Raw genomic sequence first — 25,358 nt, 5'->3', positions numbered from 1 at the left:
GGAATTCATGATTTTGCTTACATTCGCATCGCTAGTTGTTGCAATTCTGAATATGAAAAATAAGAAATAGCCGTCCTGTTCACTGGCAATGACCATACGGCTATCTCTATTAGCTTGATTTAATTATTCGCCGGGACGGGTGACTCGCACTCACCTTCCGACTGCCCTGTTAAGTATATTATAGTCAATCACTGTTCATATGTCAAACATTTTAGGAGGGAAACATGCCAAATACAGACATCCACAAGATACTTATTATCGGCTCCGGTCCGATCATCATCGGGCAGGCCTGCGAATTCGACTATTCCGGAACCCAGGCATGCAAAGCATTGCGGGGGCTTGGTTACGAAATCGTGCTGGTGAATTCCAACCCGGCAACCATCATGACCGACCCCGAGATGGCGGACGTCACCTACATCGAGCCGTTGAACGTAGACCGTTTAGAGCAGATCATCGCAAAGGAACGCCCCGATGCACTGCTGCCGAACTTAGGCGGGCAGTCAGGGCTTAACCTGTGCGCCGAACTTGCCAAGGCTGGAATCCTTGACAAATATCAGGTCAAAGTCATCGGCGTACAGGTGGACGCCATTGAACGGGGAGAAGACCGCATTGAATTCAAGAAGTCCATGGATGCCCTGGGCATCGAGATGGCAAGAAGCGAAGTCGCCTACAGCGTGGACGAAGCCCTTGCAATCGCTGATGGATTAGGATACCCGGTAGTCCTGCGTCCCGCTTACACCATGGGCGGCGCCGGCGGCGGCCTTGTATATAATAAGGAAGAATTGAAGACGGTCTGCGCCCGGGGCTTACAGGCAAGCCTTGTGGGGCAAGTATTGGTGGAAGAGTCCATTCTCGGCTGGGAAGAACTGGAATTAGAAGTCGTGCGGGACGCCGACAACAACATGATTACCGTTTGCTTTATCGAGAATATTGACCCGCTGGGCGTACATACCGGTGACTCCTTCTGTTCTGCCCCGATGCTTACCATATCGGAAGAATGCCAGAAAGAGCTTCAGCGTCAGGCATACAAAATCGTTGAATCCGTTGAGGTCATCGGCGGAACCAACGTACAGTTTGCCCACGATCCCGTGACTGACCGTATCGTCGTGATTGAAATCAATCCACGTACCTCCCGTTCCTCCGCACTGGCTTCCAAAGCGACCGGCTTCCCGATTGCCCTGGTTTCCGCCATGCTTGCCTGCGGCCTGACCTTGAAGGACATCCCCTGCGGCAAATACGGGACTTTGGACAAATATGTCCCAGACGGCGACTATGTGGTAATCAAATTTGCCCGCTGGGCATTCGAGAAATTCAAAGGCGTAGAAGACAAGCTGGGTACACAGATGCGCGCAGTAGGCGAAGTCATGAGCATCGGCAAGACCTATAAGGAAGCCTTCCAGAAAGCAATCCGAAGCCTTGAGACCGGGCGTTACGGGTTGGGATTCGCCAGGGATTACCATACAAAGAGCAAAGAAGCGCTGCTTTCGATGTTAATCACGCCATCCAGCGACCGGCACTTCATCATGTATGAAGCGCTGCGTAAAGGCGCCACCGTAGAAGAGATTTTCGATATCACAAAAGTAAAGACCTATTTCATCACCCAGATGAAGGAACTGGTGGAAGAAGAAGAAGCCCTCATTGAATCAAAAGGCAGCCTTCCTTCCGATGATATGCTGATTTCCGCCAAGAAGAACGGATTCTCGGACAAATATTTAAGCCAGATTCTTGCGGTATCCGAGGATGCCGTCCGCAGCCGCAGGATAGAACTGGGCGTCAAGGAGGTCTGGGAGGGCGTGCATGTCAGCGGCACGAAGGATAATGCATACTACTATTCGACTTACAACGGCGCTGACAAGAACCCAGTCAATACAGACCGGCCGAAAGTCATGATTCTTGGCGGCGGCCCCAACCGGATCGGCCAGGGCATCGAATTCGATTATTGCTGCGTCCATGCGTCACTGGCGTTGAAAAAGCTGGGCTTTGAGACAATCATCGTAAACTGTAACCCGGAAACTGTTTCCACAGACTATGACACTTCCGACAAGCTGTATTTTGAGCCGCTGACACTGGAAGACGTGTTGAGCATCTATGAGAAAGAGCAGCCGGTGGGCGTTATCGCACAGTTCGGCGGGCAGACTCCGCTGAATCTGGCATCCGAGCTTGAGAAGAACGGCGTCCGGATTCTCGGCACCTCTCCTTCCGTCATTGATTTAGCGGAAGACCGGGACCTTTTCCGGGCAATGATGGACAAGCTCAATATCCCTATGCCCGAATCTGGCATGGCGACTACCGTAGACGAAGCCCTCGCAATCGCAGGAAATATCGGCTATCCCGTTATGGTGCGCCCTTCCTACGTCCTTGGTGGGCGGGGCATGGAGGTGGTTTATGACGACGAGAGCATGGAAGGCTACATGAAAGCCGCTGTCGGCGTGACGCCGGACCGCCCGATTCTGATTGACCGTTTCCTGAACCACGCTCTGGAATGTGAAGCCGACGCTATCAGCGACGGGAACCACGCCTTCGTCCCGGCGGTCATGGAGCATATCGAGCTTGCAGGGGTACACTCCGGTGACTCCGCATGTATTATCCCTTCCGTTCACATTTCCGAAGAAAATGTGCGGACAATCAAGGAGTACACGAAGAAGATTGCCGAGGAAATGCATGTAAGGGGCTTGATGAATATGCAATATGCCATCGAGAATGGCAAGGTATATGTGCTGGAAGCTAACCCGCGCGCTTCCCGTACCGTACCGCTGGTGTCCAAGGTATGCAACATCCGCATGGTGCCGCTGGCGACTGATATCATCACTTCCGAGCTGACGGGGCGCCCCTCTCCGGTGGCAGAGCTGAAAGAGAAAGAGATTCCTTACTATGGAGTGAAGGAAGCCGTATTCCCATTCAATATGTTCCAGGAAGTCGATCCGGTACTCGGGCCGGAAATGCGCTCCACAGGAGAGGTGCTTGGGCTTTCTCCTTCTTACGGCGAGGCTTTCTACAAAGCCCAGGAGGCGACCCAGTCGAAATTGCCGCTTTCGGGTACGGTGCTGATTTCGGTCAACCGAAAGGATAAGGCAGAGGTCGCAGAGGTTGCCGGTATGTTTGCAGAAGACGGTTTCCGGATTCTTGCCACAGGGAATACCTACGAGATTATCCGTGAGGCGGGCATCGAAGCCGAAAAAGTTAAGAAGTTATACGAGGGACGTCCGAACATCCTGGATATGATTACCAACGGGAAGATTGACCTGATTGTGAATTCCCCGGTGGGCAAGGACAGCGTCCATGATGACAGTTATCTTAGGAAAGCCGCCATTAAGGCAAAGATTCCGTATATTACCACTATTGCCGCAGCCAGGGTGACTGCCAATGGAATCCGGTATATGAATGAGCATGGCAGGGGGGATGTGAAGTCGCTGCAGCAGCTTCACAGTGAGATTTCTGACCGGTAGCCTGTTGGCAGACAAATAACGTTTTTGGAAGGAGATATTGCAAAATGGCTGTCCTCCATGTATAAGCCATATCCTGCAATATCTCCTTCCATTTATTTACCTATTTCTTACTTCTGCCTGTTCAGAATCAATGTGGCCATTCCGCAGAGCATGCCGCCGATAGGATAGACAAGCCAGCAGATTTCCCATAGATGGAACACAAGCCCGGCAATCAGGAATAGGATGGTAGCAAAAAGCATGATACAACCGCACCAGACTGCCACAAGCGTATTTTTCTTATTTGCATTGGGATCATTTTCCCGGTTGTATGCTTCCACATCATATTCCTGCTTCTGCATTCCCGTGTAAATAAAAATGGATACGGCTACGGCAACCAAAAGCAGAAATATCCCGTAATAAAATTCTTCGTTCATACCAGAAGGCAAAGGAAGCCTTTCCGCGTTCATCCCCACCAGCATTCCAATCAAAACCACCCCAACCCCTGACGCCATTTTTGCGGGGAAATGGCTGTCAAATCTTTCCTTCTCTTCCATCGTGTAGAATACCTGAATCACCGGGTGCTTCTTCCGGTAGTCAGAATCCTTCAGTCCTTGTACCACCAGAATCAGAATACCTACGATGGCAATCATCATAAAAAGAGTATCCTGCATTGTTTCGTTGACTCTCCCCCATCCTTCCAGCAATTCATAGGAAGCAGCGTCAAAGATTAATACCGCGACTCCGCAGGTTATCCATCTCCGGAATTCTTTCATATGCTTTCGGTGCTGCTGATTGTCTTCTATCTCAGACTTACTGGCATCCTTCCTAAGAAGGGTATCAAGGCTGCACGAAAATAAATCGCATAATTGCAGCAATTTTTCCATTTCTGCATAAGATGTCCCTGCTTCCCATTTAGAAACTGTCTGTCTGGATACCTCTAACCGCTCCGCAAGCTGTTCCTGTGTCATATCATTCCGTTTCCGATAGTATAGAAGGTTATCTCCAAATAAACTCATAATTCTTCACCTTTTCTCTCTTTGAATTTCCTTTACGCGCTTCAGGTTGGGTCTATCTTATAATATTCCCCCTGTAAAATCTATAAATTTCATGTTGCTTTTGAGGAAATCCATGTAAACTTTGAGTTGCGCGTCCAAAAATACGCCTAAAAAACGATGCAAACGCTTTACACAGGAACAAATATTCGATATAATAAAACCATCCTGAAGTTTACAGGAATCATGAAAAAGGACGGACAATACAATGGATGCACAATACCGAGAATTAACCGAAAATGAAATATGCCGCGATTTATTCAGTCATTTTATCCGCCGCCAGAAGGTTGTAAAATGTTGGCGGCGGGATGGCGGAAAATGGGTGATAAAAGACGACCCGTTTATCGACGATTGGTCAGAAGCGGATTATGGGATTCTGATCGCATGCCTGAAAAACACGGCCGCCACGGGAGGACTCGTATATGGATTCTTCTGCGATGGTAAACTGAAAGGTTTCGCTTCCGTAGAGTCTGCTTTGTCCGGGACTGCCAGAAACTATCTTGACCTCACCAGCCTCCATGTTTCTGCAGATATGCGGGGCAAGGGAATCGGGAAGAAGCTCTTCCTTGCGGCAGGAAAATGGGCGAAGGAACACGGCGCCGGAAAACTGTATATTTCGGCTCATTCCGCCGTTGAAACACAAGGCTTCTACCGCGCTATGGGATGCGTGGAGGCACAGGAGTATAACCAGACACATGTAGAGGCAGAACCTTATGACTGCCAGTTGGAATATTCGTTATAGCTTAACGATTTGATTTGAAAGATTATTTCAATTTGTAACAGCTTCCCTTTAATTTCCCTTCTCTTTTCAGTATGCCAGCTTCGACCATTTCCTTTAGAATCTTCAAGGCACGGGAATCCTTGACATTCAGCAGACTCTGGACTTCTCTATTTGTTATCGTTCCCCTTTCTTCTATATATTGAATTAACTTTTTATGATTGTCATTCAGTTTATCCGTACTTTTTATCCGTACTTTTCCGTACTTTTCCGTATTTTCCATTACTTTATCCGTACTCTCCAGCACTTTCCCTGTACTCTTGCCAATTCTGGACTTATCAGGAAGCCGAAATAAATTGATACGAAAGTTCCCGGCAATTTCCATTAGTTCCGGCTCTTCCATCCCAAGTTCTTTGCACCGTCTGATAATCCTTGGAATCCCACTTCCCCAGTGCTCCATAATATTCATGTAGGTAAAAGCATACACCAGCGCGCGATTCCTAGGTATCGAAATACCTTCTTTGATATCCTTCAGCCTCAGGCTGCCGAACAGCATCCCAGGAGAAGTCACTTCCACCCGGTTATCATACACTGCGACCTGAATGCTTGACGGGTGGCCGTTTGCAAACGCGACCACCGTCTTCATATAAGTTTCGCTTTTTTCCGGTACCATCTGCTTGAATTCGAGATATTCTGATTCTCCGGACATAATTTCTTCTATTGTCATAAATCATCACCTTCTTTCCTTTTTACTGACATAGAATTTTCTGATTTCCCAACCTTTCATGTTTTCCGCTGTTTAGCTATAGCATAGCTAAACTTGATATACATAATGATATCATATCGTCTATGTCTGCACAATGAAAGTTTGTTGCTAAATCGGGGCAGACCGTCCGAAAACCCAGTCTAATCTGATATAACTATCATGGTAGAGATATCTGTCATAAAGGCAGATGACTTATATAGAAGAATGCGTACCTTGACAACTGAATAAAGTGTATAAAATTCTGGCTGCATACCAACAGACGTAGTATAATACAAGTGTTGGGAATACTACATTTTGAGGTGATATTGATGGATTATGTACGGGGATTTGACAGAGACCAAATGATGGTGACTACATGGGATTCCATGGTTGATCCGGATAGTACGGCAAGGCTTATAGATGCATTTGTGGATAGTCTTAACCTTTCAGATTTTGGTGTGAAGGAGATGTCCCGGGAAGGTAGGCCGCCGTATGACCCGAAGGGCCTTTTCAAGCTTTACATTTATGGAAGCGATAATGGGATCAAATCCTCCAGAAAACTGGCGAGGAGCTGTAAAGTAAATGTAGAGGTCAGGTGGATGCTTGGCGGAGTCGAACCTGATTTCCGGACCATATCTGACTTCCGGAAGGATAACATAGACAGCCTCAAAAAGATTTTTCACGAGTTTAACAAGCGGCTTTCCGGAGCAGTAGAGTGGGGGTTTACCTCCATTGATGGGAGCAAGTTCAATGCCTGCAATTCCAAGAATAATAACTTTACAAAAAACAAGCTGGATGACAGGATCAAGTGGCTTAATGGCCACATTGAAGAGTACCTCCGTATCCTTGATGATGCAGATAAGGAGGAAGGGTTTGAAGAAGATCCCGATAAACTTACAAAAGAGCTGGTAGAAGAAAAGGTGAAAGAAGCCCGAGAGCGCCTTGCAAAATATGAGGGCTATCAAAAGCTCATGGAAGAAAGCGGCCAGTCGCAGATGTCACTTACGGATGCAGATGCAAAACTGATGAAGAGTAAGAATGGTTTTGCGGTAGCGTATAACCCACAGACAGCAGTTGATTCTGAAACACATTTAATCCGTGATTTCCAAATGACAAACCAGGTGACAGACCACGGGCTTATGGATTCTACGCTTAAAGAAGTAAGGGAAGAATCGGAAGGCGTCATCGAGGCAGTTGCCGACAGGGGATATGAAAGTGAAGAGGACATGATAAAGTGCCTTGAAGACGGGATTATCCCGCATGTTATAACCAATGATGGGAAAGACGGGTATCAACTTGAGATACCGTACGAAGGAGCAGCTGATGCAGATACAGAAAGCACAGACCCGGAAGGGTTAAAAAAGGCGTTGCATGCCGGCGTAATTCCTGAAGCTTACAAGGATGTCATAACAGATATAGAAGTTATTGAAGTAAGAAGGAAAGTCAGTGACGAGCCAGAGACAGAGGGAGTTTCAGAGTCAATTTACGGGACACCCGAAGAAATGATGAAGAGGGCAAAGGAAGGATACTTTGTCAGGGACCCGGAGAGGAATCTCGTGTATTGCCCGAATGGAGAAATCCTCCGCCAGAAATGTATAAAGAAAAACGGGAACATCAGATACGCAAATAAGAACGCATGCCGGCATTGCCCAAACAGGAATAAATGTTACAAGGGCAAAAATGAGTGGAAAGAAATAGACTTCACGAAAGACTGTCTGGAGAAGCCGTGCAAAGATTGGCTGGAAGCCGAGGGAAGTATGCCAGGTAAGCAGGGCGTCAAAAACGGGAAATATCACTTTGAGAAACAGAAAGTGGTGAGGTTCTTCCTAAAACCTGACAGAAAGAAAACGGCAGAGCGAATGTGTTTGTCAGAGCATCCGTTTGGGACAATAAAAAGAGCGATGGGATTCAGTTACTTTCTTCTGAGAGGCCTGAGGAAAGTGACCGGGGAGTTTGCGCTCATGTGCCTGGGATACAATATAAAACGAGCGAAAAACCTATTAGGATTTGAAAAGATGATGGAGTTAATGGCGGCAGGATGCTGCTGGTATAACCCAATATACACTTTATTCAGTTGTCAAGGTCAGATATTTATTTCGAGAGAAATATATCTGGCATTTTTGATGCTAAAAATGGCTACAAACCGCAGAAAATAAGGGTTTTCGGACAATCTGGGGGGGGTGAACTCCTTTGGCAAATTGAAATACAGAAAAAGCCAACGGAAAATATTTCTTTCCCGCCGGCTCCTCATTCGCTATCACATCTATATCCTATTCTTCAAACGCAATCACAGCCCCGTCATACTCCTCATCAATGAATTTCTTGATATCATCCGATTTCAGCACATTCACCAACGCCTGAACCGCCTCGTTTTCCTCGTTCCCTTCTTTGACTGCAATGACGTTCACATAAGTCTTCGCCGCCTCAGAATCGGATTTCTCATAAGCGATGGCGTCCGACTTCACAGAATATCCTGCCTCTAACGCATAATTCCCGTTCAATACCACAAACGCGACCTCGCCTACAACTCTGGACACCTGCGCCGCCTCAAGCTCTACAATCTCGACATTCTTCACATTCTCCTCAATATCATTCACCGTGGCGTTCAATCCTGCGCCCTCTTTCAGCGTAATTACGCCGTTATCCTGAAGGAGCAAAAGCGCCCTTGCCTCATTGGTCGTGTCGTTGGGCACAGCAATGGCATCCCCCTCTTTCAGCTCATCCAAGCTCTTCTTGGTTCCCGGATAGATACCAAACGGCTCATAGTGGATTCCGCCTGCATTTACCAGATGCGTCCCCTTCTCTTCATTGAAGCTCTCCAGATATGGGATGTGCTGGAAATAATTTGCGTCAAAATCGCCGCTCTCCACCACTTCATTCGGCTGAACATAATCATTAAATACAGTCACATCTAATTGATAGCCTTCCTTTTCCAGAAGCCCTTTCGCCTCTTCCAGAATCTCGGCGTGAGGCGTTGCAGACGCCGCCACCTTAATCTCCTTGGTTTCCGAAGATGAACCGGATTCAAAACCGGAAGAACCAGAATCTCCACCCTTATCAGAACCGCCGCAGCCTGTCAAAGCCGCTGCTGCCAACACTCCTGCCAACAATACCGCCAATACTCTTTTCTTCATCATACATCTCCTCCATTTTCTTTTTTACTTTCTTTTATCTAAATGAACAGACAGCTTCATACCAACCGTCTGGAATATTTGCACCAGCAAGATTAATAAAATGACCGTCACCGACATAATCCCGACCTCGTAGCGGTGATATCCGTAGCGGATCGCAATATCTCCAAGGCCGCCTCCGCCCACCGTTCCTGCCATTGCAGAATACCCGAGGATCGTCCCCAGAGTAATCGTTACGCCCACAATCAGGGACGTCCGCGCCTCCACCAGCAAAACCTTCGTCACAATCGTAAACGTAGACGCGCCCATAGACCTTGCCGCCTCAATCACGCCTGCATCCACTTCCCTAAGGGACGACTCCACCATACGAGCTATGTAGGGAACTGCCGCCACCACAAGGGGTACAATCGTCGCCGTAGATCCATAACTCTTCCCCACAATCAGCCGTGTAAATGGAATCAGCACAATCAAAAGAATCAAAAACGGAACGCTCCTCACAATATTTGCCACTACATCCATAATCTTATAGAGAACTGCATTGGGCTTAATTCCTTCTCTGTCGGATATGGTCAGCAGAATCCCCATAGGCAGTCCGAACAGATATCCAAACAATGTGGACGCCAGCGTCATGTACAGTGTCTCACCGATTCCCTTGATTAACATCTGAATTACTTCGCTGCTAAACATCCCCTGTCACCTCCTCAATCTCCAATCCCCGCGCACAGATATAATCCTCAATCTCCTTCTGAAGCTTCTCATCATCCGGAAGCCCTAAAATCATCTCACCCTTGGCGATTCCACCCACGTTCTTCGTATCCGCCCTCAGGATATTCACAGGTCTTCCTGTCTTGAGTACCATATTGGCAATCACCGGCTCAAAGGATGAATTCTCTGAAAATACAATACGGATCTTCTTCGCATCCATCAGCCTGTCCTGGGGCTTTGCAAGGCTTGCCGCCCCTTCGCCTTCCACATCTTTCAGAATCAAATCCCGCGCCTCTTTCGTCTTTGGATGGCTGAAAATCTCATCCACCAGCCCATACTCCTTAATCTCACCCGACGCCATAATCGCCACATGGCTGCATATTTTACGGATTACTGACATTTGATGGGTGATAATCACAATCGTAATTCCAAAACGGTGGTTAATATCCTTCAAAAGCTCTAAGATAGACGCTGTGGTCTGGGGATCCAGCGCGCTGGTTGCCTCGTCACAGAGCAGGATTCTCGGGTCTGACGCCAGCGCCCGTGCGATGGCGACGCGCTGCTTCTGCCCGCCGGAAAGCTGCGCCGGATAGGCTGACGCTTTCTCCTCTAACCCCACGATTCCCAACAGTTCCTTTGCCCTCTTACGCGCATCCTTCTTCTTGGTCCCCTGAATCAACAGAGGGAAGCTGACGTTATCCACTACATTTTTCTGCATCAGCAAGTTAAAATGCTGGAAAATCATCGCCATGTCTTTTCTCTGTTTCAGAAGCTCCTTCTCCGACATTTTTCCCAGTTCCCTGCCCTCTACCAAGACCTCGCCCTCTGTGGGCTGTTCCAGATAATTCAGGCACCGCACCAACGTACTCTTGCCCGCGCCTGACATACCTATAATTCCGTAGATATCTCCTTGTTCAATCTCAAGGTTGATGTCTTTCAATGCATCAACCCTTGCATCCCTTGAAGTAAATGTCTTCGTAAGATGCCTTACTTCAATCTGTGCCATCTGCTTTTCTCCTCTCTGTTTCTCGTATTCTCGCAACCATTCAGCTGCATGCATCCGTACATTTTCCATTCATGGCAAAATGATATTTGCCTGACATCTGATTCTCTGAAACAATCGAGTAGGGAAGAGCCATCTTCCCCTCCCCGCCGCGCGGCCCGTGCGGCATATTTCCCCTGCACGGGTCTGCGCACAAAAAAGGAACAAGTACACGCCGTACCTGCTCCTTACACTCTACCCAAATAACAATAGTATGTCAAAAATCAGATATTCAGACGCATACACTAATAAGCCATGTTCATCATGCACATCATGCACATATCAACACAGCCTGTCATCATCATATCCTGAAACATATTCTGATGAAATGTCGCCTTCATATCTGGTTCTCCTTTCTTGTAAACATAAACACTTTATTTCATTACAGTTCTATAGTATATTAGAACAATTCGTAAGAAATGTCAAGTGTTAAAAAAATATTATATCTCTCTTTTTAGATTCTATTTCTTAGTTTACTCAGTAAATCCTGTACTTGGCGCTCAGTTACCGGTTTGTTCTTCTTTTCTTCATAGAGCCTTTTTCCTTCCTCCATAAATTCCCTGTTATCCTTAATCACTTGATAACATTCCCGTCTTTTTGCTTTATCGAGGACAAGATCTTCTAACATGTCTCTAAGATTTTTCACAGTCAAATCGGGAAATGCAACCCGTCCCATATTTCCTTCATGAAAAGCCCCGTCGTTACTCTTCAAAAAGGGAATTTCAAAATATTCTGCATAAATTGCAGATACAATCTCACCTTTATGTCGTTCGTGCGGGTCATCTGCCAACCCAGTCTCAAAACGATTATCACATTCTACTAATTGTTTTTCTAAAAACTTCCGATCCTCTTCTTCTATATCGCTATGATTAATAACAATTATCTTTTTGCCTTTTTTATATGTGAGAAATTTCTCTGCAATTATTTTAAACCTATCATTTTTCCTGAACTTTAATATTTCTTTTTCTACAACATCCGCCACTATAAGTCTATGATATTTATGAACCAAAGCACTATCCAAATCCGCCAGAACCGCATCAATCCAAATATCGGTATCACAAATGGGATATTTCGCTAAATCAATTTCATTATATATCATTTTTCAGCCCATCTATGACTTTTAAAAGTTCATATGCCTTTTCTTTAGAGATTCTTCCTTCTTTAATATTAAAAGAGATATCCTCCATAAATGTATCTGGTAAATAAATATCATTCGTGGCACGAATTAATTGCAAATCGCCTTGTACGGCTAATGTCTTCTTCTCAAGTTTTTCTCTCTGTATCGGAGTGCCCGCTGCAATCGCAAACCGATTTTGTAAAGATGCCTTATATTCCGGATATATTTGCAATATCCTAAGCAGCATTGCTGAATATCCAACCCTATAGTAGTTTTGCATACGAATAATATCTTCATGCCTCAAATATTGCAAAGAAATGTTGTGATACTTTATATATTTCCTTACACTATCCGTAGGCATCAAAATCATACCAGCAAATAAATCTGCCTTATATTCAACAGAATCCTGCTTGACCGAAGCAATGTAACTAATCCCGCTTCCTTCCTTGGTATATGCATGATAACACTCATGCCAGCATGACATATATTGCCGGCCAAGGTTCTGTCTGCTATTAATATAAATACAATCATATGGCTCTTTATGTATTGTAAATCCTCCTAAAGAAGTATCGCCACCGACCGCCGGAAACCTTAATAGCAAAAAACCCAACTGCTCTATCGTTTTGAATGTATCTTTTATTATTTCCTGATTACCAATAAAAGAGCTTCTAAATCCTAAAGCAATTGGGTAAACTTCTTCGTATAGCTTTGCTTTTTCATCCTCTGTCAAATTCTTCAAAAAAACACCGCCCCGCTAATTTATTCCGATTTTCCTCTGCATGATTATTTCATTAAAAATATCATTCGCTATCTCGAATGTAGCATGTACGCCAACTCCATTATCCTTTGTACGGTAATTTGCCGCGTTTACATCATCAACATATTCCGCAAGCAGTTCTTCCGAAGATAAGCCTAATATACTGCCGCAGATCTTGTAGATTTTAGGCGAGAAACTACAACTTACCGTCTCAATCTGCAACAACATCCTTTCCGTAATTTCGTATTTATTCGCAAATTCAGCGAAATTCATTCCACTGCTTTTCCTTTTATCCCTTACCATCTTGCCTAATTCATAACTGGTATATACTGGGCGGCGATTATTCGATTTAGTAACAAATCTATAAATATCTGCCATAACGATCCCTCCATCTACATATACACATTAGGTTATCTATTAGTATTATAGCATTATTTTCAAATATGCAACAGATTTTACTCACATTTTCAACAACTTTTTTATTCTATTTTATCCTTCCTCCCTAACCTCACCTCTTCCATCTCTTCCGCCATTTTCTCATCCATATGGTCAAACAGATAATTCTTCCCTGTCTCTCTCCTGCTTTCGTACTCCTTGCGAATCTGCCGCCGGACAAGCTCCACCTCTTCCTTAAATTCCCGGGAAGAAATCAGCGTACCGCCCTGCCCTGCAGTGACAACCTGCTCTACGCCGTCTGACGTTACCACAGTCACATGGTACTTCTTCCCAATCTGGTGTACCACCTTCTCAATATACTGATCTGCCGTTTCCGCCTCTTTTGTGTAAACCACATGGATATTATGATATTTCTGGATTTCCAGCGCATAGCCCTCCACTTTATAGGCGTCAAATACCAGAATAACTACGCATTTCCGGAATCCCTGATAATTACACAGGATGTCCATCAGTTTATTCCGCGCCGCTTCGATATTTATCTTCGCAAGCTCCTTCAAGTCGTCCCATGCAAATATCACGTTATATCCGTCTACCAGGAGAAATTCCTGTACAGCATCTTCCTTCTTGCACCGTCTTTTCTCCGGTACACTGGCGACTGTCTTAGACTCCGGAGGCATCTTCCGCTCAACCTTTCCATAAGTGCGGATAAATATTTCTTCTAATTCTTTCTCTTCCTCTGCGCTGAAATTCTGCCGACGGCTTCTGCCGGTATTATTCGCTTTGCCTCTCATTTCTTGCATATCCTCCTCCTGTCTTGCCTTCTTCTCAAGCAGACTCTCAATATGCATATACTCCGGCACCTCATTCCACGGCACAACAAAACCAGCCCCATGGGCGCAGAACACCGACCCCGTCGGATTCTCCAAATCCCCCTCCGGGTCATATCCCTTCTCTTCTATGATTTCCTCCGCATTATGGCAAGGCTCATACCCCCTGAAGGTGCAGCTTAACTTCCCCCTTCCTCTCGAATAAGCATTAACCTCCATCTGATAATCCCGCATGGTCGCCACCGGGGCCTTCCCGATCAGCACGGCAGACTCCCCATCCAGCTTGGGAGAATCAAACTCCCCCCACATCTTCCGGATATCCGTCATGGCTCGTCCCACCATCTCTGACGGCAATTCCAGACGGTAATCATAATACGGCTCCAGCAAAATACTGTCAGCCTGCATAAGTCCCTGCCTGACAGCCCGGTAAGTCGCCTGGCGGAAATCTCCGCCCTCTGTATGTTTCAGATGCGCCCGCCCCGCAATCAGCGTGATCTTAATATCCGTGACTGCCGAACCGGTCAGAACCCCGCGGTGTTCCCGTTCTGCCAGATGAGTCAGGATTAGCCGCTGCCAGTTCCGGTCCAGCACATCCTCGCTGCAATCCGCTTCCAGTACCATCCCGCTCCCCGGTCCACCCGGCTCTAATAACAAATGGACTTCCGCATAGTGGCGGAGCGGCTCAAAATGCCCGACCCCCTCTACAGTCTTCCTTATAGTTTCCTTGTATACAATATTTCCCGTGTCAAATGTTACCTCCGTATGGAAACGCTCCCGAATCATGCTCTGCAGCACTTCAATCTGCACCGCCCCCATGAGCTGCGCATATATCTCCCCCAGTTCTTCCTCCCACATAATCCTAAGCATAGGATCTTCTTCCTCAAGCTGCCGGAGTTTTCGCAACATGATATGAGCGTCACATCCTTCCGGCAAATGGATTCGGTAACTCAGCACTGGCTCTAGTACCGGAGACTGGGATGCCTCTTCCGTTCCCAGCCCTTCGCCCGGATATGTGTGGTCAAGGCCTGTCACGGCGCAGACACACCCGGTTCCCGCTTCCGGAACCGCCTCATATTTCTCCCCGGAGTAGATACGGATCTGATTCACCTTCTCTTCCCAAGGTTCCGAAGCGTCTGAACCGGACGAAAGGATATCCTTCACTTTTAAGGAACCTTGCGTGACCCTCAGGTGAGTCAGCCGATTTCCCTGCCCATCCCGGGATATTTTAAAGACCTTAGCGCCAAAGCATTGCCTGGCGTTTCGTTCTGCCCCGTCTTCATCCGCCTCTTTGCTCACGGCATCTGCATGCATATAACGTTCCATCCCTTCCATAAATTCCTGTACGCCGGAAAGCTTCAATGCCGAACCAAAATAGCATGGGAATACAAGCCTGTCAGCAATCAGCCTCAGGATGGTTTCTTCCTGCAGGCCGCCGTTTTCCAGATATTCCTCAAGCGATGCCTCATCGCACATCGCCAGCTCTTCATGAAGAATCTCCGCTTCTTCATCGAAAGCAATGCAGGAGCCGTCCAGTTGGGTCTTTAGCTCTTCCAGAAGCTTTTCACGGTCCGTCCCTGCCTGATCCATCTTATTGATGAAAAGGAAGACCGGAATATGGTATCGCCGCAGAAGACTCCAGAGCGTCCGGGTATGGCCCTGTACGCCGTCCATCCCGTTAATAACAAGGATTGCATAGTCCAGCACTTGCAGCGTGCGCTCCATTTCCGTAGAGAAGTCCACATGCCCGGGGGTGTCAAGGAGTGTTACCTGGTTCATTCCGAGAGTGAACACCGCCTGTTTCGAGAAAATGGTGATACCACGGCTGCGTTCCAGCTCATAGGTGTCAAGATATGCATTTTTATGGTCTACACGGCCAAGCTCCCTGATCTTGCCGCTTAGGTATAGGAGGCTCTCAGATAATGTTGTCTTGCCTGCATCAACATGGGCAAGCATTCCTATGCATATGTGTTTCTTTTCTGATGGAACGGCCATAAAAATGCCCCTTTCTGTGCTATGATAATACTTTTATTATCATAGCACAGAAAGGGGCGTTCGTCGATAAGTTAAAATTTCATTCACGTTGACGCCTCCATTTAAATCTATTGCAGCCTTTTCTCTTCCATATACTTCCTGGCATCCTTAATAAAACTCCAGATCATCAGAATCATAATCATACCAATCGGAAATGCACTGATAATACTCACACTCTGGATGTTGGTCATGCTGCTTTCGCTGAATACCAATGCGACAGGCAGCACAATTAGCAGGATACACCAAAGCAATGTTATCATCATATGCGGCGTTTCATTCTCATCAAGTTTCTTATAGCTGTAGCACGCCGCTGTATACGCAATGGAATCGAAGCTTGTGGCATAGAAAGTGATCATACACAACAGAATCCACACAAGAAATATTTTGCTTCCCGGCATTGTATGGATAATGTCCATGATTAAACCATACAGGTCGCCGCTCTCCTGATACTGAACAATAAAGTCCGCAGCACCAGCGGTTTGAAGACCCAGGCTATAGTTCCCAAAAACAATGAAAGAGCTAATGGTTGAACCAACACCAAAGATATAGCCTCCCAGTATGGTCTGTTTAACAGTACGCCCCCGAGAAATATTTCCAATGAAGAACGGCGCTGCGATACACCATACCATCCAGTAAGCCCAGTAGTAAATCGTCCAATCCTGAGGGAAATGATTCGTTCGGCCGGGATCTGTATAAGTGCTAAGCCCGATAAAGTTCTGAACCATCTTGCCCAAGGACTCAACGCCATTCTCGATGATGAAACGTCCCTGGCCGCCAATGAGGAGAAAGGCGATTTGCAGGCCTAAGAACAGGTATATGCAGAGCCTGGCAAGGAAGCTGATTCCCTTGAATCCGTGGAGAACCGCATACGTATAAACTGCACAGGTAATGAGAAGAATCATAATTGTGACCACCGTACGGCTGACACTGATTCCAAACAGTGAAACAATGATTTCTGCCATCAAAGGAGTGGCAACAGAGAAGGTTGTCGCAGTACCAGCCAACAGCGCAAAGAGAGCAAACAAGTCTATGATACGCCCAAGCGTACCATGTGCATGCTTCTTCCCAATTACAGGGAGACATGCCTCAGAATAGCGCTGCTTATCCCTTTTTCTGCAATGCAGCATGAACCCAAAGGCGGCGGCAAGCACAAGATAGAATGCCCATGGGATGAAACTCCAATGGAACAGCGGGAAGACGCCAGCCCATTCAGTAATACTTCCTCCCATCTCAGCAATATGCGGGTTGGAAGCATACATAACCCACTCGGCAAAAGAGTAGAACAGGATGTCGGCGGCAAGACCGCAGGTGAACATCATGCTGCCCCATGTAAAAAAATTGTACTTTGGCTTTTCATTCGATTCCCCAAGAACAATCTCACCATACTTGGAGAAGGAAAGGAAAATGGAAAGAATTAGGACGCCAAGTCCAATAAGCAGATAGTAACTTCCCAGCGTGTCACCTAAGAAGAAACGTACCTGGGAGATTACCCCATTCGCCTGTTTAGGAAAGAGAAACAAATATCCCGCCAATCCCAGAATCAGTATGAAAGGCGCCACCGTTATCATCCAGTCTATTTTGCTCTTGTCTGCTGTCATATGATTACTCATTTCACTAATCCTCCGTTTTTTCTGCCGAATTCGTCTTTTGATATGTTTGATAACTGTGGTCGATGGTTACAAGCTGAGCAAGATCGTCAATTTCAATGACGTCCCCTTTTTGCATCTCCTTAATGCCAAGTGTGTAATCCTTGAAGTGACAGAACATCACTACATCATCCCAGTAGATATCTCGATTCCCTCTCTCGAACTCAAATTCCAGATGCTTTCTGAGTTTCTCTCCATCTTCTGCTGTCCAGCGGGAAATGGAATAAAGCTGCCATCCGTGTGCGCCTCCTGTCCTGGAACAGCTTTGTATCACCCCGTCTTCCACATCCATCATCCATTCGTCTGTCTCACCTTCACACCAGACGGAGTTATATCCGGAAAGGGTGAAGTGCGGGTCGAGAACGGATGAATTATAGATGAGCTGGTCGCCGTCCAGGATGATGCAGCCGCCAAGAAGCTCACGGGCAGCGTAAAGGGATGAAATATTGTTGCAGATATCATAGTAAGGATTCTCAATTAATTCTACTCCATCCCACTCTTTTGACCACTCATAAAACTGCTCTTTTAAGTGTCCAATGACAACATAGATTTCATAGATTCCATTTTGGTGAAGAGCCTTAATAACCGTGTCGATCATCCGCACTCCGTTCACCTTAACCAGTGGTTTGGGGACATCTAATGTCAGTGGACGCATTCGCTTCCCGATACCTGCGGCCATGATAACGGCTCTATTTGCCATATGGGTTCCCGTACTCATTTCTTTCACCGCATAGCGGTAGTAATCTTTTGCAAAGCGGTACTGGCGAAGAGAGTATTCGCCGAATTCCACGCCAAGATTCCGTTTAAACTCACACCAGTTAGACCAGAGCAGTCCGCACATAGAGATATAACAGTAAATCTTCGCTCTGGTTTGGCGCTTACAATTATTTTGGAAGTAGATGTCAATCAGCCGATCTACCTGCTTTTTATGATAAAGACTGTAGATACAGAACATGGCGATATCCACATGCGGATCCTGCATCCCCGCATATTCCCAGTCAGTAAGCTGAAGAAGTTCCTCTGTCTCCCCTTCCGGCTTGCAGAACAAGAAGTTATCCGGCACAGCATCGATGTGTGTAAGGCACCAATCTTTCTCAATCCCATCAATGAACGGCTTCAAACTCAGCACGTTGGCCTTGGTCTGTTTATAATCCTTATATATCGATGGGCGGCCTTCCCACAGCTTTTCATAGAATTCAATCTGACCAAAGATATCAAAAGTATGAGGAACAGACAATCTCATCCTATGAAAAGCTCTTAACATCTCCATACAGCGACCCACATCCAGTACATTTTCCGGATCACATACCCTTACCCCTTCCAGGAATTTCGTAATCTTATACCCATTTGACGGGTTGATATACACAGGGTCATCGCAAAGTCCATGGCCACGGATTGTTCTGAATACCTCTGCCTCTTGCGCACGGTTGATTAGCCGGGCGGTTCCCTCTCCCGGTATTCTCATGATGTATTTATCACCGTAGACAGAGAAAAGAAACGATCGGTTCGTCATGCCCTTCTTGAGAACATTGATATCCACAACATCCTCCGATTTGGAATGGAACACCTCAGTAATCACATCTAACGCGTCTGATTTCAGGTGATTGGATTCACTGTCCAATTCCCTCAACTGCTCATAAGTATTAATCTCGACCACATTTGACGCGTGAACAACCCGGGCTGGAATGATCATCTTATCGTCTTTATACAGAACAATCTCCCAAAAGTCCCCGTCATGCCTGCTACTTGCGCATACCCTATGGAGCTTCTCCCGTATAGTCTCTGCATTCTCTTCCAGCAGATATGCAATGCCGACCATGGCGTTGCCGCCGGTATGCTCTCCGACCCTTACCAGCTCCATCTTCCGGTTCACACGGACGCTGCTCTCATTATCAACAATATCGCTCACCATGTACCAGGAATACATCTCATGTGTATTGAATGGATTTCTGTCACACCAGATATCCGAAGGGACGATATAGGTGTTGGAAAGTCGGTCTGCAACGAGCGCCAGGGATGAAAGGTTGTTCTTTGCTGCATAGTCAGCATTAACCACCAACTCCACGTCATACTCATCAATCAGGTAATCAAAGCTCTCTTTCATAAATCCGACTACTATTGTGACGTCTTTCACCCCAACCTCGCGGAGCTGTTTTATTATTCGCTCAATCAACGGCTCACCGTTTACTTCCAACAGACCCTTAGGTGCGGATAAGTTTATGGGCGCCATACGCATTCCAAAGCCCGCCGCCAGGATAATCGCATTCTTTGGAGCTTTCCTGTTATACTCTCGTCTCGCCTTAGCGGTGGGGCAGACGTCCTCATCCAGATATCCTTCGTTGATAAGGCTGCGTATAGACCTGTTCACCACACCCAGGCTATGGCCGGATGTCTCTGACAGGATGCGCTGGTTGATAAACGGTTCTGTGAAGATTGTCCGCAAAATATCTGATTCTTGTTTGTTCATGAACGGTTACAGTCTCCTTTCTCGTGAACTTGAGAAATCAAGTAAAAAGCCGAGGAGGCTTTGGTAAGCGTCCTCGACAGAATAACGTTATACATTTTCAAAATAGGTGTCCGGATGGTTGGAATCGAATATTTCATTTGCCCACATGACAGTGACAAGATTCTCTGTCTTTGATAGGTTCGTGATGTTGTGCGTATATCCCGGCAGCATATGGACTGCTTGTATTTTATCTCCACTCACTTCAATCTCGATTACCTCATCTGTTCCAATCTTTCTCTCCTTTATCAGACCGTGACCAGCAACTACGATGAAAAACTCCCACTTGGTGTTGTGCCAATGCTGGCCTTTGGTGACGCCGGGCTTGGAAATGTTCACACTGAACTGTCCGTACTCTGTGGTTTTAAGAAGCTCGGTAAAACTGCCACGGTCATCACAATTCATTTTCAAATCAAAAGAAATTTTCTCCTTTGGCAGATAGAACAGATACATGCTGTACAGCTTCTTCTCAAAACTGCAGCCGCACCAGTAACCAGTATATTCATGACTCCTCCTTAAAATATTATGCTTCCACAGCGTGGGGCCGGCCTTCCAGTTCTTCTCTCACATAATCTGTGGTCATGATCTTTGCAACCACGCCGTCAACATCAAGTCGGTTTGTGTTATGACTTGTATATGCCTCATCACCTTCGGTCAGTACATTGCCTTCCACATAGAACTTATCATAGTTCAAACTTCTTCCATCAGGGCTGATTCTAAAGTAGTTTCCCATGTCGGTAGACCTGAGTCTCTCCTCCCTGGTCATTAACGTTTCATATAGCTTCTCACCGTGTCGGGTGCCGATGATTTTCTTCTCAGTCTGACCGAATACCTTCATGACACCGTCTGCCAAAATACCGATTGTGCTTGCATCCGCCTTCTGTATAAACAGATTGCCCGGCTCTGCGTGTTCAAAGGCGAACGCAACAAGGTCAACAGCCTCGTCAAGATTCATAAGAAAGCGTGTCATATTAGGATCGGTAATTGTGATGGGGGCTTTTCGTTTTATCTGGTCAACAAAGAGTGGGATTACTGAGCCTCGGCTGCACATGACATTACCGTACCGAGTGCATGCCAACACGGTTCCTCCGCGTTCAAATGCTTTCTGTGCTCTGGCAGCTACTACTTTCTCTCCAATCGCCTTGGTCATACCCATAGAGTTTATCGGATATGCCGCCTTATCAGTACTGAGGAACACAACTTTCTCAACCTTATTCTCAACAGCCGCTGTAATCACATTATCTGTGCCAATTACATTGGTTCTAACGGCCTCCATTGGGAAAAACTCGCAGGAGGGAACCTCCTTTAGCGCTGCGGCGTGGAACACATAATTGGCTCCATACATAACATTACGGACAGAATCAATATTTCGCACATCGCCCACGTAGAATTGAACTTTACCTGCTTGTTCCGGGTATTTCGCCTGTAATGTATGTCTCATGGTGTCCTGTTTTTTTTCATCACGAGATATTATCCTTATCTCCCCTATATCAGATGTGAGGAAATGCTTGAGGACGGTTGAACCAAAAGAACCGGTTCCGCCTGTGATTACTAAAGTCTTTCCTTTGAATGCTTCTGTGATATTGGGCATTTTGTCTATTCCTCTCTTTCCAGCTCTCGGCTATGTTCTTTTGCTCTCGCAATTTTTTTACTCCACGGACATTCCGGTATAGATGAACTCTTATTGATTCTACATTGAATTACGCTCCACATGTAATCACCAACCGCTTCCATGGATATGTCAGGTGCAGCTTGCTCAGCGCACCGCTTCATTTTATCGATTGCTTCTTTATCCGTAATACAAAACATAATTGCATCTGACAGTTGTTTGCCGTCTCCACTGCTGACCACGATTCCCGACTTATACCGTTCTATTAATTCATCGCTGACACATCCCTTAGTTACTATACAAGCGATTCCAGCCGCGATACATTGCGCAGGCAGTGTATGATATCCTTCTTTCCTACTCGGTATGATGCACACATCATAACCATGCAGGTAATGAATCATTTGATCGAATGGAATTTTCCCGACTTGTCTGGCATATTCACAATGAGCATCTATCCATCTATTCACATCTGCTGAATTAGCTCCATAGTTGCCAACAAAATCAATACTCCATTCCTTTCTACCCCCCCCCCTGTGAATAATGGTATCTAAAGATTTAAGCAGTATATCTACCCCTTTTAAATCAAATTCCAGCCTTCCAACATAAATAAATCTGGTTTTTTCGGTTCGATTACTGTAACTATCCCCAAGGGCACACCGTGACGTATGCCCTGCGGGTGGGTGGACTTCGTCCAGCAATGTATATGTACGAATATTATAATGATGATTTGTGGCATACATTGTTGGGGATACATGAGTAAAACCGAGCTTTTTGAAGAACTCAGCCCCCTTGGTTCCGTATGCGAAAAATCCATCTATCACATTATTTAATTCCCTAGACAGTTTCTTATAATCAAACCATCTGATTAATTCCTTCGCTCTTTTTTCAAGAGAATTTCCGAAAGCATTGTAACGTTCGGAGACGATAAATATTTTATTGTCTCTTTTACAATCTTTAAGATATCTTAACAACCTTCGGTTCATTGGAGTTAACAAACCGAAAAAAATATGAATTGTATCCGAACAATTTTTTACAACATCAACTGCCTCATCATATGTAGTATGAATCGCTGTATAATTCTGGAGACATAGGGAATACCCACAGGACTTTCTCTCTTCCGTCATTCCATTTTCATAAAAATTTACAAAGGAAAAATTATTCTTATTTGCAATATAGTCATACATATATGCATCTATATCAATCGGATTATAGCTCCAAATATAATGCTTCACCATTTTTTATTCATTCATCTCCAGAAATTTCTCTAAGCAATACATCTGCCACTTCTGGTTGCCCGTGAACCGGCGCATATCAATCCCCTTCTTAAACTCTGGTCTAACAGGCCCTTCCCAATTCTTGAAGTAATCATCTACAGGGCGGGGCATCGGATTCTTATTCGGTACAGTAAGTTCGGGGTATTTCTTCGCCATCAAAGCACGAATCAGATATTTGGGCTCGCCATGCCTGACACGATACAAATCCAACTCGTCTGCCATCTTTAGTCGTGCATACGGATCGTAGTAAGGCATCTTGGCAACGGCAAAAGCATTAAGATAAGAACTGGTGGACTCAATAGCATAGATTTCATCTATAAAGGACAGAAAGTCAATCTTATCTCCTTCCTTACGATATCTCTCAAAAACATACCGCATAGACTCCGGCTCAGCCAACACATCCTCTGGATTTGTGAAAATATAGCGGTCCATGAACTCATCAAAAGTCCAATCCTTCGCAAGAAGCCCATTCATTCCACCAAAGATTATGTCACTGCTCTCTCCAATAAACATCAATTCCACACCGTCATTCTTAGCTTGAAGAGCGGCCTGTAGGATCTGAGGCTCAATAGAATGTACAGGTGCCGCCTTGGCCTTCATAACCGGTTCGAGATGAGAGGCCACTGTATCCCAGTTTATATCTACATAATGAAGATTCAGTCCATAATATTTTGCATAGTATTTCGCCCTCTCTAGTTCCTCTTTCTGATACTCGCCGCCAAGAAAACGGAAGGTGTACGCATCTGAACCGGAAAGATAAGAGGCAACAATAGCGGAATCCATTCCTCCGGAAAGAAGAATGCCTTTCTTCTTATCCTTAAACTGTTCCATCTGCTTTTCAATTTCCCGGCCAATGTCATCACTTGTATGCACGAGAATGCGCTGCTCGTCAGGAATAGGTTGAATATTACTGTGATGCATTCCCGGATAGAACTCCATATACTCCTTTTCGATATAACGGAATGCCATATAGGAATTCATGCAATATTTTTTATTAATCATTTTCATTTCCTCCATTTATGTATGCCTTATTGGACGCAGTCCACCCGCTCGAAGGGCATGAATTACGGGATGCCCGGAGGGTATGATTTTGTCCACCCCCGAACTTGTTTCAATGCCTCAGTTATCTTTGTACTGGAAACACCTTTGGTATATGGGAAGTATATTATTTTAATTCCTTCCTTCGCGAATTCTTCCTCATACTTTTTCCACTTCTCTGTCCCATACCAGTCGTCACCTACGAAAAGCATTGCAGCTCCAAGCGCCTTACAGGCTTTGAGTTTATCCATATCATACTGTGGAACCGCTGCGTCAACATACTTGCAGGAACGTACTATCTCAATTCGATCCTCAAATGGAATCATTGCGCTCTTGCCTTTGTACTGAACGAGTTCGTCAACTGTCACTCCAACAACAAGCTTATCGCACATGCCTTTGGCATTCTTCAGAAGGTTCAGGTGGCCTATATGAAAAAGATCATACACACCAGCCGTATAACCTATTATCATTTCCATTTACCTCACTCCATCATCTTTTTTACAATTTCAGTATTGTTTTGATAATATTCATATGGTTTATTTAAGTCAATCAAGCCCTTGTGATGACCTTCTCGCTCAACATCCGGCGGAAACTCCATATAGTTTCCAAACTGTTGAGATAAATAAGCGTCATAATTTTTCGGACATCTTATAAACGTATCTTCAAAAGGCAGATTAGTTGTTTCTGTAAAGTATTCTGTTTTGAATGTCAGCCGCTTTTGCTCTTCCAGTCTATATGGCCACCAGACATATCCCGTATATTTCGATTTATAAAATGGATTCGCTTTCATTATCTTAATCCATTTATTGGAGTAGTAATTGTATCCGTAAATTTTTTTCATGACGTTCAAATAACTATTTGCGATTTTCCCCTTGAGACTCGTAGTATACTTATCAGCTCTAAGTTTCTCGTTCATTCTCAGACAGTAAAACTGCATGTTATAAAATCTTTTTCTTCTATTTTCATCACACGGTATACCGCAGATTGGCATGATATCGACATAAACACCTTTATAAGATTTTGGATACAATATCTCAGATTCTTCAATAAAGGTCGTCGTTATATCTATGACCTTTATAAAAACATATCGAAACGTTTCATGGTTAGCGCAGGTATAGATTTTCATGCTGCCTGGCAACTGAGTGTTTGCCATTTTGATAAAATAATCAAAATATTCTATGGGAATCGCTATATCCAAATCATCATCCCACGGAATGAATCCCTTATGTCTCACAGCTCCAATGCATGTACCTCCAATAGCAAAATACGGGATCTCATTATCATCGCATATTTTTGAGATTTGCTTAAAAATCTTTAATATGGATTTTTGTAATTCATTCAT

General features: G+C 45.3%; 20 protein-coding genes and 1 pseudogene. 3 read left to right on the top strand and 18 right to left on the bottom strand.

Features of this window, described 5'->3' with window-relative positions; translation table 11 throughout:
- The first annotated feature begins 224 nt into the window (after positions 1-224).
- Positions 225-3,446: a carbamoyl-phosphate synthase large subunit gene (carB, locus tag AC6I3O_RS02485; protein WP_497849567.1), complete on the top strand. Its 3,222-nt coding sequence runs from the start codon at positions 225-227 to the stop codon at positions 3,444-3,446.
- A 107-nt stretch (positions 3,447-3,553) separates the two neighbouring features.
- Here the strand turns inward: carB and AC6I3O_RS02480 are convergent, their stop codons facing one another.
- Positions 3,554-4,441, bottom strand: a complete 888-nt coding sequence (locus AC6I3O_RS02480; protein WP_497849566.1) for a helix-turn-helix domain-containing protein — start codon at positions 4,439-4,441, stop codon at positions 3,554-3,556.
- A 244-nt stretch (positions 4,442-4,685) separates the two neighbouring features.
- Here AC6I3O_RS02480 and AC6I3O_RS02475 point away from each other — a divergent pair, with 244 nt between their 5' ends.
- Complete coding sequence (locus tag AC6I3O_RS02475; protein WP_497849565.1) at positions 4,686-5,219, top strand: GNAT family N-acetyltransferase; 534 nt, start codon at positions 4,686-4,688, stop codon at positions 5,217-5,219.
- Between the two features lie 22 nt (positions 5,220-5,241).
- Here AC6I3O_RS02475 and AC6I3O_RS02470 read toward each other — a convergent pair whose 3' ends face one another.
- Positions 5,242-5,922, bottom strand: a complete 681-nt coding sequence (locus AC6I3O_RS02470) for an ATP-binding protein (protein ID WP_497849564.1) — start codon at positions 5,920-5,922, stop codon at positions 5,242-5,244.
- Positions 5,923-6,269: 347 nt separating this feature from the next.
- Between AC6I3O_RS02470 and AC6I3O_RS02465 the strand changes: the two genes are divergently transcribed.
- Positions 6,270-8,096, top strand: coding sequence for a transposase (locus AC6I3O_RS02465; RefSeq protein ID WP_302144327.1), 1,827 nt, complete (start codon positions 6,270-6,272; stop codon positions 8,094-8,096).
- Between the two features lie 114 nt (positions 8,097-8,210).
- On the opposite strand, the gene AC6I3O_RS02460 is transcribed toward AC6I3O_RS02465, so the two are convergent.
- The 16 genes and pseudogenes from AC6I3O_RS02460 to AC6I3O_RS02385 form a co-directional block, all read right to left on the bottom strand.
- The gene (locus tag AC6I3O_RS02460; protein WP_497853407.1) at positions 8,211-9,074 is read right to left on the bottom strand and encodes a MetQ/NlpA family ABC transporter substrate-binding protein; all 864 of its coding nucleotides are present in this window, start codon (positions 9,072-9,074) and stop codon (positions 8,211-8,213) included.
- Between the two features lie 24 nt (positions 9,075-9,098).
- On the bottom strand, positions 9,099-9,758 hold the full coding sequence (locus AC6I3O_RS02455; protein WP_497849563.1) for a methionine ABC transporter permease: 660 nt from the start codon (positions 9,756-9,758) through the stop codon (positions 9,099-9,101).
- Positions 9,751-10,782, bottom strand: a complete 1,032-nt coding sequence (locus tag AC6I3O_RS02450; RefSeq protein WP_497849562.1) for a methionine ABC transporter ATP-binding protein — start codon at positions 10,780-10,782, stop codon at positions 9,751-9,753. Before AC6I3O_RS02450 ends, AC6I3O_RS02455 begins: the two co-directional genes overlap by 8 nt.
- Positions 10,783-10,822: 40 nt before the next feature.
- Entirely contained in the window at positions 10,823-10,948 is a 126-nt protein-coding gene (locus AC6I3O_RS02445; RefSeq protein WP_497849561.1) for a hypothetical protein, read from the bottom strand.
- A gap of 324 nt (positions 10,949-11,272) precedes the next feature.
- Positions 11,273-11,917, bottom strand: a complete 645-nt coding sequence (locus AC6I3O_RS02440; protein WP_497849560.1) for a hypothetical protein — start codon at positions 11,915-11,917, stop codon at positions 11,273-11,275.
- On the bottom strand, positions 11,907-12,674 hold the full coding sequence (locus tag AC6I3O_RS02435; RefSeq protein ID WP_497849559.1) for an ImmA/IrrE family metallo-endopeptidase: 768 nt from the start codon (positions 12,672-12,674) through the stop codon (positions 11,907-11,909). The genes AC6I3O_RS02440 and AC6I3O_RS02435 overlap by 11 nt, the downstream gene beginning before the upstream one ends.
- A gap of 15 nt (positions 12,675-12,689) precedes the next feature.
- Positions 12,690-13,070 (bottom strand): hypothetical protein, encoded by a 381-nt coding sequence (locus AC6I3O_RS02430; protein ID WP_497849558.1) that lies wholly within the window; start codon positions 13,068-13,070, stop codon positions 12,690-12,692.
- A 101-nt stretch (positions 13,071-13,171) separates the two neighbouring features.
- Positions 13,172-15,907 carry an NYN domain-containing protein gene (locus tag AC6I3O_RS02425; RefSeq protein ID WP_497849557.1) on the bottom strand — a complete coding sequence of 912 codons (2,736 nt, stop codon included), beginning with the start codon at positions 15,905-15,907 and terminating at the stop codon, positions 13,172-13,174.
- 107 nt (positions 15,908-16,014) lie between these two features.
- Entirely contained in the window at positions 16,015-17,556 is a 1,542-nt protein-coding gene (locus AC6I3O_RS02420) for a BCCT family transporter (RefSeq protein WP_497849556.1), read from the bottom strand.
- 4 nt (positions 17,557-17,560) lie between these two features.
- On the bottom strand, positions 17,561-20,059 hold the full coding sequence (locus AC6I3O_RS02415; protein WP_497849555.1) for an NTP transferase domain-containing protein: 2,499 nt from the start codon (positions 20,057-20,059) through the stop codon (positions 17,561-17,563).
- An 87-nt stretch (positions 20,060-20,146) separates the two neighbouring features.
- Positions 20,147-20,572: pseudogene (locus tag AC6I3O_RS02410) on the bottom strand (polysaccharide biosynthesis C-terminal domain-containing protein); the annotation flags it as partial.
- A 46-nt stretch (positions 20,573-20,618) separates the two neighbouring features.
- On the bottom strand, positions 20,619-21,686 hold the full coding sequence (locus AC6I3O_RS02405) for a polysaccharide biosynthesis protein (protein ID WP_497849554.1): 1,068 nt from the start codon (positions 21,684-21,686) through the stop codon (positions 20,619-20,621).
- A 5-nt stretch (positions 21,687-21,691) separates the two neighbouring features.
- Complete coding sequence (locus tag AC6I3O_RS02400) at positions 21,692-22,939, bottom strand: glycosyltransferase (protein WP_497849553.1); 1,248 nt, start codon at positions 22,937-22,939, stop codon at positions 21,692-21,694.
- Between the two features lie 3 nt (positions 22,940-22,942).
- Positions 22,943-23,980, bottom strand: coding sequence for an asparagine synthase-related protein (locus AC6I3O_RS02395; protein ID WP_497849552.1), 1,038 nt, complete (start codon positions 23,978-23,980; stop codon positions 22,943-22,945).
- A 62-nt stretch (positions 23,981-24,042) separates the two neighbouring features.
- On the bottom strand, positions 24,043-24,486 hold the full coding sequence (locus tag AC6I3O_RS02390; RefSeq protein ID WP_497853406.1) for an FAD synthase family protein: 444 nt from the start codon (positions 24,484-24,486) through the stop codon (positions 24,043-24,045).
- A gap of 11 nt (positions 24,487-24,497) precedes the next feature.
- The gene (locus AC6I3O_RS02385) at positions 24,498-25,358 is read right to left on the bottom strand and encodes a LicD family protein (RefSeq protein ID WP_497849551.1); all 861 of its coding nucleotides are present in this window, start codon (positions 25,356-25,358) and stop codon (positions 24,498-24,500) included.

This window comes from Sporofaciens sp. St.21A7, assembly GCF_059728535.1.
The sequence above is the reverse complement of the archived record's forward strand: the minus strand, read 5'-3'. Positions and strand labels throughout refer to the sequence as shown.